The sequence below is a fragment of the Mycolicibacterium sp. 624 genome (assembly GCF_040548615.1).
Lineage (GTDB): Bacteria > Actinomycetota > Actinomycetes > Mycobacteriales > Mycobacteriaceae > Mycobacterium.
This window is the reverse complement of the sequence record NZ_JBEPRZ010000001.1, coordinates 1178348-1192671: the sequence shown is the minus strand read 5'-3', so window position 1 is coordinate 1192671 and position 14324 is coordinate 1178348. Positions and strand designations below refer to the sequence as shown.

At 66.2% G+C, this 14324-nt stretch carries 17 protein-coding genes; 10 read left to right on the top strand and 7 right to left on the bottom strand.

Annotation, left to right across the window (positions count from 1 at the left end; translation table 11 throughout):
- The 8 genes from ABIA65_RS05535 (at position 1) to ABIA65_RS05500 (ending at position 4921) form a co-directional block, all read left to right on the top strand.
- Entirely contained in the window at positions 1-456 is a 456-nt protein-coding gene (locus ABIA65_RS05535) for a GNAT family N-acetyltransferase (protein ID WP_354522886.1), read from the top strand.
- Between the two features lie 86 nt (positions 457-542).
- Positions 543-1301: a hypothetical protein gene (locus ABIA65_RS05530; protein ID WP_354522885.1), complete on the top strand. Its 759-nt coding sequence runs from the start codon at positions 543-545 to the stop codon at positions 1299-1301.
- Positions 1298-2074: a hypothetical protein gene (locus tag ABIA65_RS05525; protein ID WP_354522884.1), complete on the top strand. Its 777-nt coding sequence runs from the start codon at positions 1298-1300 to the stop codon at positions 2072-2074. Before ABIA65_RS05530 ends, ABIA65_RS05525 begins: the two co-directional genes overlap by 4 nt.
- Complete coding sequence (locus tag ABIA65_RS05520; protein ID WP_371746928.1) at positions 2071-2697, top strand: cytochrome c oxidase subunit 3 family protein; 627 nt, start codon at positions 2071-2073, stop codon at positions 2695-2697. The genes ABIA65_RS05525 and ABIA65_RS05520 overlap by 4 nt, the downstream gene beginning before the upstream one ends.
- A gap of 5 nt (positions 2698-2702) precedes the next feature.
- Positions 2703-3005, top strand: coding sequence for a cytochrome C oxidase subunit IV family protein (locus ABIA65_RS05515; RefSeq protein ID WP_354522882.1), 303 nt, complete (start codon positions 2703-2705; stop codon positions 3003-3005).
- A 14-nt stretch (positions 3006-3019) separates the two neighbouring features.
- Entirely contained in the window at positions 3020-3610 is a 591-nt protein-coding gene (locus ABIA65_RS05510; RefSeq protein ID WP_502919521.1) for a TetR/AcrR family transcriptional regulator, read from the top strand.
- A gap of 33 nt (positions 3611-3643) precedes the next feature.
- Positions 3644-4024: a carboxymuconolactone decarboxylase family protein gene (locus ABIA65_RS05505; protein WP_241402612.1), complete on the top strand. Its 381-nt coding sequence runs from the start codon at positions 3644-3646 to the stop codon at positions 4022-4024.
- Positions 4025-4027: 3 nt separating this feature from the next.
- Entirely contained in the window at positions 4028-4921 is an 894-nt protein-coding gene (locus ABIA65_RS05500) for an NAD(P)-dependent oxidoreductase (protein ID WP_241402611.1), read from the top strand.
- Positions 4922-4927: 6 nt separating this feature from the next.
- Here the strand turns inward: ABIA65_RS05500 and ABIA65_RS05495 are convergent, their stop codons facing one another.
- The 3 genes from ABIA65_RS05495 to ABIA65_RS05485 form a co-directional block, all read right to left on the bottom strand.
- The gene (locus tag ABIA65_RS05495; protein WP_354522880.1) at positions 4928-5812 is read right to left on the bottom strand and encodes a mycobacterial-type methylenetetrahydrofolate reductase; all 885 of its coding nucleotides are present in this window, start codon (positions 5810-5812) and stop codon (positions 4928-4930) included.
- A 169-nt stretch (positions 5813-5981) separates the two neighbouring features.
- On the bottom strand, positions 5982-7220 hold the full coding sequence (locus ABIA65_RS05490) for a cytochrome P450 (RefSeq protein WP_241402609.1): 1239 nt from the start codon (positions 7218-7220) through the stop codon (positions 5982-5984).
- A 9-nt stretch (positions 7221-7229) separates the two neighbouring features.
- Positions 7230-8315, bottom strand: a complete 1086-nt coding sequence (locus ABIA65_RS05485; RefSeq protein WP_241402608.1) for an NAD(P)H-dependent amine dehydrogenase family protein — start codon at positions 8313-8315, stop codon at positions 7230-7232.
- A 131-nt stretch (positions 8316-8446) separates the two neighbouring features.
- Here ABIA65_RS05485 and ABIA65_RS05480 point away from each other — a divergent pair, with 131 nt between their 5' ends.
- Both ABIA65_RS05480 and ABIA65_RS05475 read left to right on the top strand, forming a co-directional pair.
- Positions 8447-10318: a hypothetical protein gene (locus ABIA65_RS05480; RefSeq protein WP_354522879.1), complete on the top strand. Its 1872-nt coding sequence runs from the start codon at positions 8447-8449 to the stop codon at positions 10316-10318.
- 84 nt (positions 10319-10402) lie between these two features.
- Positions 10403-11182: an SDR family oxidoreductase gene (locus tag ABIA65_RS05475; protein WP_354522878.1), complete on the top strand. Its 780-nt coding sequence runs from the start codon at positions 10403-10405 to the stop codon at positions 11180-11182.
- Between the two features lie 35 nt (positions 11183-11217).
- On the opposite strand, the gene mspA is transcribed toward ABIA65_RS05475, so the two are convergent.
- From mspA to ABIA65_RS05455, 4 genes are all read right to left on the bottom strand, one after another.
- Positions 11218-11856 (bottom strand): porin MspA, encoded by a 639-nt coding sequence (gene mspA / locus ABIA65_RS05470; RefSeq protein ID WP_241402605.1) that lies wholly within the window; start codon positions 11854-11856, stop codon positions 11218-11220.
- Between the two features lie 110 nt (positions 11857-11966).
- Positions 11967-12293 (bottom strand): PASTA domain-containing protein, encoded by a 327-nt coding sequence (locus ABIA65_RS05465; RefSeq protein WP_241402604.1) that lies wholly within the window; start codon positions 12291-12293, stop codon positions 11967-11969.
- A gap of 155 nt (positions 12294-12448) precedes the next feature.
- Complete coding sequence (locus ABIA65_RS05460; protein WP_354522876.1) at positions 12449-13558, bottom strand: sensor histidine kinase; 1110 nt, start codon at positions 13556-13558, stop codon at positions 12449-12451.
- Positions 13555-14211, bottom strand: coding sequence for a response regulator (locus ABIA65_RS05455; RefSeq protein WP_354522874.1), 657 nt, complete (start codon positions 14209-14211; stop codon positions 13555-13557). Before ABIA65_RS05455 ends, ABIA65_RS05460 begins: the two co-directional genes overlap by 4 nt.
- Positions 14212-14324 lie beyond the last annotated feature (113 nt).

The window sequence follows — 14324 nt, the reverse complement described above, 5'->3', positions numbered from 1 at the left end:
GTGATCGAACCGGTACTGCGCCGCGCGACCCCCGCCGATGTGAGCACGATCGCCACACTCGTCGACGAGGCATTCACGCGGTACATCAACCGGATCGGCAAGCCGCCGGCCCCGATGCTCGCCGACTACGCGGCGCTCGTGGGCACTGCCCGCGTCTGGGTGATCGAGGACCGTTCCTCGGTTGTCGCCATGATCGTCGTGGTGCCCCACGCCGATCACGTCGTCATCGAAACCGTCGCCGTAGCACCGCAGGCACAGGGCGCCGGTCACGGTCGACGCCTTCTGGAGCGCGCCGAGCGCGATGCCGCCGATCTCGGGGTCACCGAGGTCCGACTGAGTACGAACGAGGCGATGACGGAGAACCTCGACTACTACCCGCGGCGCGGCTACGTGGAGACGGGTCGCGGCGACGAGGACGGATACCGGCGGGTCTTCTTTCGCAAGGCGCTCACCTAGCGCCTGACCGTTGCGTCTCCACTAGCCGATCGGCTAGCGTCGCAAGTAGCCGATCGGCAAGGCCGGCCCTGCGGAGAAGAGGTGCGATGCAGATACTCGCCGAGGCCGAGGATCTTCCGAAGACTGCCAACGTCAAGACCCAGCTGGTCGCGTTGTGGGCGGCGCCGGTGTTCCTGCTGATCTACGTGGTCGCGTTCTTCGCCTTCCGCGGTTTCACACCGCCACTGTCCCCGGAACTCAGCGCCGAACAGGTGGCGGCGTTCTACGCCGAGAACACCGCCACCATCAGATTCAGCATGGTGACCTATGACCTCTGCGGCGTGATGCTGATCCCGTTCTTCATGGTGATCGTGGTGCAGATGAAGCGCATGGCCACCCAGAGCCACGTCTTCGCCTACTGCTTTCTGACGGCTGCCGTCAGTGGCGCAACGATATTCGCGCTCGCCAACATCTTCTTCCTCGTCGCTGCCTTCCGACCCGAACGCAACCCCGAACTGATCATGCTTCTCAACGACATGGCGTGGATCGTGTTCATCGCGCCGGTGGGCATGATCGTCGGCCAGAATCTGCTGCTCGGCCTCGCGGTGTACTTCGACACGGGAACGAGCGACACCGCGCACGAGCCTGTGTTCCCGCGGTGGGTCGGGCACTTCTCCATTGCCACCGCGGTCGCGATCGCGCCCGCCGCCCTGGCCGGTGCGTTCCGTACGGGCCCGCTGGCCTGGGACGGTCTCATCTCATTCTGGCTGCGCAACGGTGCGTACGCCGCGTTCGTGGTCGTCATGTTCTTCGTGCTGCGCGCCGCACTGCACCGTCAAGCGGTCAAGGAGGGCATCACCGCATGACCGAGGTCGCGACGCCCGCTCCCGTTGACGGCACCCATGGCACCGAAACCCGGGACCCGGCAAGGCCACCCGCAGCGGGTAAGCGGGATGTGTGGCTCGTCTTCTGGATCGTGCCCGCGTTCTACGCCGCGTTCGGGGTGATCTTCTTCGCGCTGGCGCGGGTGATGCCACCACCTCGGCCGGACATCACGCAGTCCCAGATGGTCGACTTCTTCAGCCAGCACGCCACCACCATCCAGATCGGCTTCTGCGCTTTGATCCTCATCGTCGGCGGCGCGGGCATCGCCAACGGCATCGTGGTCTTTCACATGAAGCGCATGACGAGCGGGTCGGTGATGGCCTACGCCTATATGGGCGGCATGGCGGTCGGCGCGCTGCCGGGATGTCTGCTGGTCGCGTGCCTCTTCCTGGTCGCCACATTCCGCCCCGACCGGGACCCCGAGCAGCTTGCCTTGCTCTACGACCTGGGCCTGCTGTCCTACGTCGGCTCGCTTGGCTGCTTCACCGCGGCCTACTTCGCCATGGCCGTCGCGATCCTCTACGACCGCAACGAGATCTTCCCGAAATGGCTTGCCTACGTGAGCGTTTGGCAGATCGTCACCGAGGTCATGGCGGTCGCGGTGTTCGTGTCGAAGGCCGGGGCGTTCGCATGGAACGGCTCGATCTCCTTCTGGATGGGCACGGTGATCTTCGGTGTGTGGCTGTCAGCCGTCATCATGTTCCTGAAGAAGGCCACCCAGAACCAGCCCGTCGATGAGGCGCCGCTGCCATGACGAACGCCGAGCAGACCGCACCACCCCAAGACCCGCTGAACACTGCGCAGCCCGAAGGCGCTGTGGCGCAACCTCAACCGCACACGCCCGGTGACCACCACATGTGGATCATGGTGCTCGGCGACATGGTCATCTTCGGCGCGTACTTCATCATCTTCATGATCCACCGCGCGATGAACCCGCAGCTGTTCATCGCCTCGCAGCAACACCTCAACATCACCGTGGGCGTGGTCAACACCATCGTGTTGCTGACCAGCTCCTGGTTCATCGCGCGCAGCGTGCTGGCCGTGCGCGCAGGAGAGCACCGGCGGGCCATCCGCCTCACCTATTACGGCGGGGCGTTCGGGGCGCTGTTCATTGCCGTCAAGGCCTATGAGTGGGCCACCGAGCTCATGGCCGGCTACACCATGTCGACCAACGAGTTCTTCACGTTCTACTACATGCTCACCGGCGTGCACCTGTTCCACGTCACCCTCGGCCTGATCATCCTCGGGGTCGTGGTCCGCGAGTTGCGCAATCCGCGCAAGCGCCGGCTGTCCATGGTCGAGTCCGGCGCCATCTACTGGCACCTGATCGACCTGCTGTGGATCGCCATCTTCGCCCTGCTCTACGTGTTGAGGTGACACCCATGACCACCGCGCCGACCACCACCGCGAGCACCGAGCACGCCAGCCGCGCCATCACCTGCGCGTGGGTGGTGCTTTCCGCGATAACCGTCGCGTCATGGTGGCTGGCACCCGATCACTCCGCCGGCATTGCGAAGGCCAGCGCGTGGATCTCCATCACCGTGATCGCACTGGGATTCATCAAGAGCCGCATGATCATCCGCTACTTCATGGAGGTCCGCACCGCGCCCCAGTGGTTGAGGCTGGCCACCGACGGCTGGCTGGCCACGTTGTGGCTCGGCGTTCTCGTCATCTACCTGTACTGACTATCGTGAATGCCGTGCCAGAAGCGCCAACCACCCCGAAGCACCGTTTGGGCAGCATTGCCAGGACGGCCGCTCAGCACCGCGTCCTCGACGCCGCGATGGACCTGATCGGCGATCACGGCGTCGGCGGCACGTCGCTTCAGATGATCGCCGACGCCATCGGGGTGAGCAAGGCCGCGGTGTATCACCAGTTCAACACCAAGAACGAGATCATCATCGCGATGACCGACCGAGAACTGGCCACGCTCGAGGAACCGCTGGCGGCCGCGGAGGCCGATCCGGATCCGCTCAATGGCCGAAAGGTGTTGCTGAACAAAGTCATCGCGGTGGCAGTCACGCGTCGCAAGTGGATCGGCACACTGGTCAACGACCCGGTGATCGTGCGGCTGCTCGGGGCACACGAACCGTTCGCGCACTTCCTCAGCCGCCTCTATGGCGTCCTGCTCGATGAACACGACGACATCGAGGCTCGGGTCACAGCGGCGGTGATGTCAGCGGCGATCGCAGGGTCGGTGATCAACCCGCTGGTGAACGATATCGACGACGAGACTCTGCGCGTCACGCTCAGCCACATCACCGAACGGGTGCTCGAGCGGCGCGACTGACACCGACGCACGTCCCCATGAAATGGTGGACTCATGGACCAGAAAACGTACGACAAGGGACGCGAGATCCGCACGGCAGTGCTCGGAGAAGCCTACGTCGCCAAGGCCACCGCCAACGCCGATGAGTTCTCAAAACCGCTGCAGGATCTGCTGACCGAATACTGCTGGGGCGCGGTGTGGGGTCGCGACGGCCTGGAACTCAAGACGCGCAGCATGCTCAATCTGGCGATGATCGCCGTACTCAACCGTCCGCACGAACTGCGCACCCACATCCGGGGTGCCCTCAACAACGGTGTCACCCGTGAGGAGATCCGCGAGGTCTTCCTGCAGGTGGGCGTCTATGCCGGCGCACCCGCCGCGGTGGACAGCTTTCGCCTGGCCCGCGAGGTGTTCGCCGAGATCGACGGCGATTAGCCAGTGGACATCGGGTTCATAGGCCTGGGAAACATGGGCTTTCCCATGATGCGGCGTCTCGTCGACGCCGGTCATGCCGTCGTGGTGTTCGACGCCCGTCCCGACGTGGTGGCCAGTGCCGTCGCGGTGGGCGCTGCGCAGGGCGCCTCCGTGCGCGATGTTGCCGACCGCGCCGAGACGGTGCTCGCCAGCCTGCCGTCGCTACAGGCCTCACTCGATGTCGCGACGGGCGTCGACGGCGTCGTCGCGGGCAGCCGCGTTCGTCGCTTCGTGGATCTCTCAACGGTGGGGCGCGATGTGGCGCAACGCATTCACGGCACTCTGGCCGACGCTGGCATCGCCGCGCTGGACAGCCCGGTCAGCGGCGGTGTGGCAGGCGCGCAGAACGGCACGCTCGCGGTCATGGTGTCGGGGGCCCGCACCGAGTTCGACACCGTCAAACCCGCGCTTGAGGCCATCGGCCGCCCGATCCTGGTCAGCGAGAAACCCGGTGCCGCGCAGACCATGAAGCTGGTGAACAACCTCCTCGCGGCGACGGCGCTGGCCGCGACGGCAGAGGCGATGGTCATGGGGGTCAAGGCCGGGCTCGACGCTCAGGTGATGATCGACGTCCTCAACGCGGGTTCCGGCGGCACCCACGCCAGCCGCGACAAGTTCCCTCGCGCCGTGCTGCCCCGCACCTTCGACTACGGCTTCGCGACCGGGTTGATGGTCAAGGACGTCAGGCTCTACCTGGAGGAGGCCCACTCGCTTGGCCTGCCCACCCAAGTCGCGGATGCCGTTGCCGCACTGTGGGAGTCGACGATGGACACCCAGGGCCCCGGATCGGACTTCACCTCGATCGTCAAACCCCTCGAGGAGGCCGCGGGGGTCGTGATCGACGGTCGCACCCCTTAGCGCGCGTCACGGCGACCAGTACGACAACATCTCCGCGAACGTGTCGAACGCCGGCGCGGACACCCCGTAGGTGGCCTCCAGGTGGATGCTCAGCGGGAAGCCGAGGTCGGCGACACCGTCGACCACGCGCTTGTAGAGGTCGATCAGCGCCTGGCGCTTATCGGCGGGCTCCATGGCCGCCATCGCCTTGACGAACTCCTGCTCGGCGGCGACGGCGGCGTTGCCCGGGTCCTGGATCAGCCAGTTGATCAGCCCGACCTTGGACTCCATCTTGGGCACGAAGCCGAACGACAGCAGGATCTCGGGCCGGTGGTCGGTGTCCCTGGCGAAGTCACGCAGGAAGCCCACGATCGTGTCGGAGTAGAGCAGCTGCGTCATGCCGTAGGTGGCGCCCTGGCGGCACTTGAACTCGAACCGGCCGGCCTCGCCCTCGCGGGTGGGGATGAGGATCGCACCGCGATTGGGCACCACATTGTCGAACATCGACAGCGCGTCGGTCGGGGCGACGCCCTCGCCCTCGCCGTCGGCCATGGTGCGCGGCACCCCGACGAACGCGATGCCGTCGAAACCCGCCCCGCTCAGCTCGGTCAGTCGCTGCCGCAGTGCGTCCTCCCCCAGGAACGACGTGACCTGCGTGCACAGCCCCCGCATCCCGGGCAGTTCGGGCTTGATGATCGACCAGTAGTCCAGGACGTCGAGCTTCGGCTTCATCTCGATGGGCCGGTCGTTGTCTTCCTCGATCATCCCGGGGATCATCACGTGACCGATCCGACCCGAGATCCCCGATGACGCCGACAGCGCCAGAACCTTGCGCGCCTCCTCGACGGCGTACTCGGTTCCGCGCTCGACATTGCTGGGGACGAGTTCGAGCGCGATGGTGTTCAAGGCCACGTGGGAACTCCTCATATACGTCACTCGTCCGCAGCGGTGCGCCAGCCATGGCGAGGCGCTCACGACGTCGTGAGCCGACCGCAGTCGCATTTGTCGGGCCAAACCGACAGTTCTTCAAAGCTACCCGACCCGCCTGGACGGACGGTTGCTGCCCCGCGGGAGCGAGCGCTCAGTCCCAGACGACCTGGAGATGCTGGGGCGAGCGAAAGTAGGTTCCCGAGACGAACGGTGCCGCTGCGTCGGGGTCCAGCCGAAGCCCGGGCAGCCGGTCGAGCAGCGTGTTGAAGATCATCATGGATTCCAGGCGTGCCAGGTGCATGCCCAGGCAGACATGGGCACCGTGCCCGAACCCGATGTGCGGCTTACGATCCCGGAAGATGTCGAACTCTTGTGCGCGATCCCACCTGGCCTCGTCGTGGTTCGCGCTGCCGAGGTTGACCGAGACTGTCGACCCCTCCGGGATATGGAGTCCGAAGAACTCCACGTCGCGCGTCGCCTCCCGCATGAAGTTGAGAAGCGGTGTCTCCCAGCGGATGCCCTCCTCGATCGCCTGTGGGAGCAGTCCGCGATCGGCGGTGACGGCTGCCAGTTGTTGGGGGTGCGTCAGCAGCCCGAGCGCCAGGCTCGCGGTGGAACGTGACGTCGTCTCGGCACCGGCCGGCAGCAGATTGCGCATGAAGCCGTAGATCTGCTCGTCGGACATCGTGACACCGTCGATATCGGCGCCGGCGAGGACGGTGACCATGTCATCGTGCGGTTCGCGCCTGCGATCGGCGAGGATGCCGACGAAGTACTCGCGCAGCTTCGCTGACGCCCTGAGCGCGCTGTCCATGTCGGAGTGGAATCCAAGCAGGTCGATCGCGAGGCGGTGGAACTCGGGGATGTCACCCTCGGGTAGGCCGATGAGCGCCGCGATAACCCTGACCGGGATCGGCATGAAGACCTCTTCGACGAGGTCGGCCCGCTTCCTGTCCCGAATCCTGCCCACGGTGCGCTCGACGAGGGGCCGCACCAGTTCGGCCTCCCACCGACGCATCGACGACCGTGCGAAGGCGAACTCGTGCAGCTTGCGGTAAACCGCGTGCTCGGGTTCCTGCATCTCCAGGATGGTGGGACCCTGCAGCGGCCGCACGATCGCCTCGTAGCAGCGCGTGCTGAACGTCTCGTTGTCGGTGAAGACGGCCTTGACGGCGTCGAAGGTGTACGCCGAGAAGATCTGCTGGCCCTCGGCCGGGTTATCGAAGATCCCCATCTCGGGCCACCCGGGATGAACCGCCGCGGTCGCCCTGAGTTCGGCGAACATCGGGTAGGGCGACGCGTCGCCGTCGGCTCCCATACCCGCGTCGAACCTCGCCTGCGCGTCCTTGACGCCTTGGGATAGCTCGTCGGTCGCGATCGGCTCCGTCATGAAGGACTCCTACTGAAAGACGTAGCGGGGCAGCGTCGTTGACATGTCCAGCGAGCTGAGCAGACCCGACTTCGCATCGACCACGTACGGAATCGCGTTGACGACCCGCATGGCGGTGGCGGCCATCGCCGCATGACCGGCACCGTGGCCCGCCGCGGCACCCATCGTCATCTCGCAGTGAATGTCGGGAACGCCCTCGATGTCGACGCGGTAGGTCGCGTCGTGCTCCGAGCTCAGCCAGTCCGGTGCCACATCGCGTGCCATCCGGATGATGTGCTCGACGACGATGGCCTCTCGCCCATTGATGACACCCGCCGCTCGGGTGCAGACCGCGCCACACGTGCCCGCGGGGATGGTGCCGAAGGCCACCTCGATGTCCCGGTCGGTCAGCCTGCGGTCGAGGGAGCCGCGGATCTCGGTGACCTCCGCACCGAGCCCCTCGGCGATCAGCGCAATGGGCGCCTTCCAGGCCAGTTCGATGAAACCGGGCGTCTTCAGTAGCGGCTCGAAGTCGAGAGGGCGGCCGAACCCCATGCCGTCCATCATGACGTCGGCCACCGGGTAGTGGTCGTTCAGCGCGACCTCGGTGACCTTGATGGTGCGGATGGACTTGGACTGCGTCGTCATGAGCAGTGCCAGCTGGTCGGAGGCGAAACCCGGGAAGATTCCCGAGACGTAGAGCGAGGCGTTTCCCGTCTCGGCGGCGGATTCGAGCTGTTCACGCCACTGCGGGGCGGGGTACGACGGCGGAAACACCAGGCTGGTCGACGATGTGGAGACCACATTGATCCCCGCGCTGAGCAGCTTGACGTAGTCCGGCACCGCCGCCGCGTCGCGCTCGGGCCCGCTTGCCGCGTACACCACGCAGTCGGGCGCCAGCGCGATCAGCGCGTCGGCGTCGTCAGTGGCCGTCACACCGATCGGGGCACCGCCCGCCAGCACGCCGGCGTCCGCGCCCACCTTCTCCTGCGAGTGCACCCACACACCAACGAGTTCGAGATCCGGTCGACGATGCACGGCGTCGATCGCGACCGAGCCAACCCCTCCCGTCGACCAGACCACAACGCGCATGGGGTACTCCGCCTCATCGGACATCGGAATCACCGTAACCTAATCTTTGTTCCAAGTCGCCCAGAGTGCTGAACCAGACGAAACCGCCCTCACCTGACTGCGGCCCCTGCCAGGATCGAGACTTCGAACGATCCGGTACGACCGTCAGGGGTGTCATGCAGCAGTTGTCGGCGTGGGTGGGAGCCGGTTTCGTCACCGCAGGTGTCACCGCGGCCTTCTTCGCGGGGCCCGCGGTGGCGACGGCGGACCCCGGATCCGACTCGGGACCGAGTTCGTCCTCGTCATCGGATTCGTCATCGGATTCGTCGAGTTCGAGCCCCGGCAAGGTCGACAAGCCCAAGACGCCAGACACTGCGGGCAAGCTCGACAAGGTCGACAAGGTCGACAAGGTCGACAAGGTCGACAAGGTCGACAAGGTCGAGAAGGCCGACAAGGTCGACAAGCCGGACAAGGCCGAGAAGCCGGAGAAGCCGGCGCCGGACGTGTCGTCCGACGTCGACGCGGACACCCCCGAGAAGGCCACCGAGCCAGAGTCCGGGGCGCCCACATCGCCACCGGAGGCGATTGAGGAACCCGAACTCGTCATCGACGACCCCGCAGACGTGGCACCGACGCCTACGCCCGTCACACCGAAGAAGGACACCGTCGTCGAGCAGCAGGTCGCGGTCGTCACGCCCCCCGAGGTCAAACCCGTAGACAAGGTGGAACCCGAACCCACCGCCGTCACCGAGGAGCCGGCGCCCGGCGTCGAACCCGCCGTGACCATCGTCGAGAAGATCGCGAAGACTGCCGGGCAGCAATCGCTCTCGATCGCGAATCTGACCGAGACACGGATGTCGGAGGCCGCGGTCTCCACCACCATCGCGCCTCTGCCGAGGCCACTGTCAGTGCTCGACGCGATCGGATCAGCGATCGGCGCGGTCATCGGCTCGATCGTCGTGACCGTCGGATCCTTCGCGATCAATACCTTCCAAGCTCTCGAGGCGCTCGTCACCGGACCGCCAGTGCTACCCCCGAACAGCACCGTCACCGTGCGCAGCTCGACGATCACGTTGAGCACCGGACAACGCGTGTCGGCCAACTGGTACTACCCCGAGGGTGACGTGCCGCCGGAGCGGATGATCCTGCTGAGCCACGGGTTCATGGCGCTGGGCCCCATGTACAGCTACACCGCCGCCAACCTCGCCCAGGCGACGAACAGCATCGTCGTGACCCCGACGCTGCCGTCGAACTTCTTCGCCGGTGACGACCGCTGGCTCGGCGGCGACGGCATGGCCGAGGCCATCGCCGACCTCTTCGTCGGTGACCGTGAGGCGCTGACGAAGAGTGCGATCGCCGCGGGCTTCGCGACCCGATACGGGCTCGACCCCGCGACCGCCGCGCTGCCGCAGAAGTTCGGCCTGGCGGGTCACTCGCTGGGTGGCCAGCTGGTGTCGGGCGTGGCGGGATACCTGGTGGACAAGGGCGAGGCCGACAATCTGGTCGGGGTCATCACCCTGGACGGCGTGCCGACCGGGACGACGCTGGCCGATTCGATCGACAAGCTCGACGCCTACGAGGCAGCAGGCGGCCACTACATTCCGATTCGCGAGATCGGCGCCCCCTGGAACCTGTTCAACTCGCTGAGCAACGTCAACGAATCGCTCAACGAGGGACGTCCCGGCCGCTACAACGGCGTCGTCCTCAAGGGCGGCGTGCACATGGACTCGATGCTCGGCGGCAATCCCCTGATCCAGTTCGTCGCCTACGTGGTCGCAGGGATCCCGCGGCCGATCAACCCGCCTGCCGTCGAGTATCTGGCCGCGACCTGGTTCAACCAGTGGTTCGAGGGTGAGACCGATATCGGTGACGACCTGGTCCCCGGGTCGACGATCGACATCGTCACCCCGCGGGGCATCGCGAAGGGTGTCGTCATCGGCGCGCCACCCGCGGCCGGGTCGTCGGCGCGGACGCCGCTGATGTTCGCCGAGTCGGCGCCGACCACGATCCCCAGTCTCGACCCCCGACTGGCGGCGCTGAGCGCGTAACCTGCGGCCAACTTAGGCAGCCCTTGCCTGAGGCTCTATGGTGACGTCTGAACAGAAACGCCAGCCCCCCGAAGGTGGTCACCAGTGAGTACTCAACATGCCGATGCCGCCGGGCTTCGCCTGCTGGCCGTCGGGGCGTCGTCGGGAATCGGCCATGCCGTCGCCACCAGTGCCGCCGAGCGTGGCGCGACGGTGGCCGTCGCCGCCCGTCGCACGCATCTGCTCAAGCAGCTGGCCGAGGACATCGGCGGGTTCGCGTTCGAACTCGATGTCGAGGACTCCGTGGCGATCACCCGGGTGGTCGCCGAAGCGGTCGATGCCCTGGGTGGTCTCGACGCCGTGGTCTTCACCAGCACCGCCGTGCCGTTCGCCCGCATCGAGGACACCGACGTCTCGACGTGGGTGCATGCCTTCAACGTGAACACGCTCGGCGCGAACAACGTGCTGCGTGCCTCGTTGCCGTATCTGTCCGAGAACGGTGTCGCGCTGATCGCCTCGAGCCACGACGTCGGACGGCCCCGCGCCGGTGTCGCCGCGTACGGCGCGAGCAAGGCCGCGCTCGACGAGATCCTGCACTCCTGGCGCAGCGAGCACCCCGAACTGTCGCTCATCAGGGTGGGCGTCGGCCCGACCGAGGACACCGAGATCCTGCGTGGTGTCGATCGCGACCTGCTGTCGGTGCTGTTCAAGTCGTGGGTTGCACACGGTCAGCTGCCCGAGCAGATGTCGGCGCTGCGTGACGTCGCGAACACGCTGGTATCGCTCGTCACCACCGCATTCGCAAACCCGTCGGTGGTGACCGAGGTGGTGCAGCTGTCTCCCCGCATCCGTCGGGCCGTCGGCAAGGCGCCCGACGCCGGCTGATTCGTCGCACTACGTCCCGTTCTGGACCCCGAAACCTACTGCATGTTCCACGGTTCGCCGTAGGTGGTGACGCTGTCGCCGTCCTTGGAGATCAGCCGGGCGAACGGGCGCAGCATCACTCCGCCTGCCGCACCGGTGACGGTGCCGTGAGCGTTGGAGACCGCAACACCACCCGAGGGCCCGCTGACATCGACGCTGAAGGTGGCGACTTCCTGGATGCCGGGGCCGTTGCCCAGGTCCGCGGAGATCGAAACCCCCGGGAACAGATTCGGCGTGATGACCTTGCCCAGCGGGTTGAAGCCGGGGCTTAGCGGGCTGATGTTGGCGTCGTCGAGCAGGATGTTCGGGGTGGTGTAAGTGAACTTGATGCCAACGCCCAGCGACCATGGAAAGCCGATCTGGTAGCCCAGCTCCAATGTGCCGGCGAAGTCGTCGGCCCCCTGACCCGCAACGACGTACGTGGCTCGACCGGAGTGGAACCACTCTCGGGTCAACCGATTGCGGTCCAGGGGCGCAACGCCATTGAGGAAGGTGTCCCACTGCTGCACGGTCAGCGCGCGATCCCTGCCGTCGACAAGCGAGAGTTCGTTGTCCAGGACCGCCCGAGACGTCGCGGGGAGAGCCAACATCGCGGCCAGCGCCGCCGTCGCCGCCACCGCCAGCCTGCTGGCCATCCGGGGACCTCGTGGATGTGTTTTCACGACACGATCGTTGCCGCCGCCGTCACCGATTGACCATCGGCCAGACGGCGATATCGGCCAGTCACCTGGCTGGAATCCAGCGGCTACTCGCCTTCGTCCTCGCTGGTGGACGGGTAACAACGCAATGAGAGCAGCACGCGTGTCCTGTCGATCTCGTTCTTCTTGCCTGCCAACGGAGATGGCTTCATCTGCTGGCGGTACACCTGACAATCGGCCCACGGCAGCTTGTCGCCCACCGTCGCGGCGACCACCACTGTGTAACCGGCGCGCTCCAGTCGTTCCTTGGCTTCCGCGTAGGTCTTGCCCGACGAGTCCGGGGCAGCGTTGGCCGGCGCGGCGACCGTACCGGCTAGCGCGATGGAAGCGCAAATACCGGCGAATATTGCTGCGGCAGTGAATTTCTCGCTCATGAATCGGCCTCCGTGGTGTGTGGTGTCGCGCAGCGATCATGCGGTGCTGTTCGGCCCCAAAACCATCGGTCGGACGGCCCTTAGCCTCAGCCGGCCGGACGAACTCGGTCAGCCGGCTGGCCGGTCACTCGAAAATCAGTTGGGAGGAAGGACTCTCAGATGTGGGGCGGCAGCAGGATCGACAACCGGTAGCCGCCGTCGGTCAGATGGTCGGCGTGCAACGCGCCGCCAAGCAGTTCGGCTCGCTCGCGCAGCCCGAGCAGTCCATTGCGGTCACTTGGCCACGGGTCGGGATCGCTGGTCGCCTTGGTGTTGGTCAGCGTGAGCCGGACCAGCCGCGCATCGACGTGTAGTTCCAACGTCGCCGTCGCACCAGGGGCATGTTTGGCGATGTTCGTCAGCCCCTCCTGCGCGGCACGGTAGATCGCGCGCTCCACCGCGGGTGTCGGTTTGATCGAATCGCCGTAGTGCGCCTCGATCGTCGTCGCGATGCCCGATGCCGACACCAGAGCGGGCAGGTCGTCGATGCCCGACTGCGGGGTCAGCGCAGTGTCCCGGCTACCCGAGGCTCGTAAGACACCGACCATATCGCGCAGCTCGTCGAGGGTCTGCACGCTCAGGGTCCTGATCACCCGCGCGGTCTGGGCGCTGGCATCGTCCTTCGCTGTCACCTGCAGCGCACCTGCCTGCACCGCGATCAGGCTGACCTGATGGGACACCACATCGTGCATCTCCCTGGCGAGATCAGCCCGCTCACGCGCTAACGCCTTGTCCACCAACAGTTCCTGCTCGTGCTGCCGAGCCTCGTCGATCTCGGCCAGTTTGGCCGCCAACTCGGCGCGGGCCCGTACCAGCAGACCGAGCACCACGGGCGCACCGGCGAACATGAGCGCGTAGATGGCGTCAAGTACGGCGCTGGCCTTGGACTCCGTGGGATACCAGTAGCTGGTGTAGCACGCGAAGAGCGCGACAGCGCACAGCGCCAGCCGCACGCGCGCGGGCCGCAACTCCGCGACGGTGTACAGCGCGACCAGCGCGGCTACCACCGCCGAGCCCACTTCTAGCGCGGGCAGCGTGGCGATGAGCACGACGTACGGGGCGCGTCTGCGAAAGCACAGCGCGGCCACCGCGACGACGGCGAACGCCATGTCGAGGCGGGTCATCTCGTCGCTGGTGATCTCGAAGATGGCGTCGGCCGCGGCCAGTACGAGTAGCAGCAGGTCGAGCAGATGAGTGCGGGCGAGCGCGGCCAACCTCGTCGTCATGAGATGCCGTGATCGTCGAGCACGCCCGCCCGCTGCGCGATGATCGCCGCCTCCACCCGGGTGTTGACCGACAACTTCGCCAGGATCGAGCTGACCTGGTCCTTGACGGTGCCGACGCTGGAATACAGCGATGCGGCGATCTCGCGGTTGGACCGTCCGCGCGCCAACAGCTGCAGCACCTGGGTCTCGCGGTCGCTCAGCGTCCGGATGTGTGACTTCGCGGCCGCATCGACACGGTCATCGAGGTAGCCGGACACCACCTTGAGGCTCACGGCGTTCGACAACACCAGACCTCCCGCGGCCAGCGTGCGCACCATGTGCGGGAGTTGTTCGGGGTCAGTATCTTTCAGCAGAAATCCGGAAGCACCAAGCCGCAGTGACGATGCGATGTACTCGTCGACGTCGAACGTGGTGAGCATGGCCACCGCCGGTGGGTTCGGCAACTGCTGCAGCTCGGCCAGTACGACAAGACCGTCCTTGCCCGGCATCCGAACATCGAGCAGCACCACGTCGGGTTGGTGTTCGCCGATCACCTTGGCGGCGTGCACCCCGTCCGCCGTCGCGACCACGTCGATGTCATCCGCGGCGGACAGGATGAGCTCGAATCCCGACCGGATCAGTGCTTCGTCGTCGACGATGATCACCCGCGGCATGCAGCTGACCGTAGTACCGGTGCCGCCGAGCGGGCATCAGCCGGCTGCATTCCGGCCAGGTGGCCGACCGAAATGGCCGGATGACCGATGGCCCAGCGAGGGCACGCGAGTCA

What these genes read in the sequence shown, in the direction of transcription:
- ABIA65_RS05530 (WP_354522885.1), top strand. Translation starts at nt 543, where the DNA reads ATGCAGATACTCGCCGAGGCCGAGGATCTTCCGAAGACTGCCAACGTC.
- ABIA65_RS05525 (WP_354522884.1), top strand. Translation starts at nt 1,298, where the DNA reads ATGACCGAGGTCGCGACGCCCGCTCCCGTTGACGGCACCCATGGCACC.
- ABIA65_RS05520 (WP_371746928.1), top strand. Translation starts at nt 2,071, where the DNA reads ATGACGAACGCCGAGCAGACCGCACCACCCCAAGACCCGCTGAACACT.
- ABIA65_RS05515 (WP_354522882.1), top strand. Translation starts at nt 2,703, where the DNA reads ATGACCACCGCGCCGACCACCACCGCGAGCACCGAGCACGCCAGCCGC.
- ABIA65_RS05505 (WP_241402612.1), top strand. Translation starts at nt 3,644, where the DNA reads ATGGACCAGAAAACGTACGACAAGGGACGCGAGATCCGCACGGCAGTG.
- ABIA65_RS05490 (WP_241402609.1), bottom strand. Translation starts at nt 7,220, where the DNA reads ATGACGGAGCCGATCGCGACCGACGAGCTATCCCAAGGCGTCAAGGAC.
- ABIA65_RS05485 (WP_241402608.1), bottom strand. Translation starts at nt 8,315, where the DNA reads ATGTCCGATGAGGCGGAGTACCCCATGCGCGTTGTGGTCTGGTCGACG.
- ABIA65_RS05480 (WP_354522879.1), top strand. Translation starts at nt 8,447, where the DNA reads ATGCAGCAGTTGTCGGCGTGGGTGGGAGCCGGTTTCGTCACCGCAGGT.
- mspA (WP_241402605.1), bottom strand. Translation starts at nt 11,856, where the DNA reads ATGGCCAGCAGGCTGGCGGTGGCGGCGACGGCGGCGCTGGCCGCGATG.
- ABIA65_RS05465 (WP_241402604.1), bottom strand. Translation starts at nt 12,293, where the DNA reads ATGAGCGAGAAATTCACTGCCGCAGCAATATTCGCCGGTATTTGCGCT.
- ABIA65_RS05460 (WP_354522876.1), bottom strand. Translation starts at nt 13,558, where the DNA reads ATGACGACGAGGTTGGCCGCGCTCGCCCGCACTCATCTGCTCGACCTG.
- ABIA65_RS05455 (WP_354522874.1), bottom strand. Translation starts at nt 14,211, where the DNA reads ATGCCGCGGGTGATCATCGTCGACGACGAAGCACTGATCCGGTCGGGA.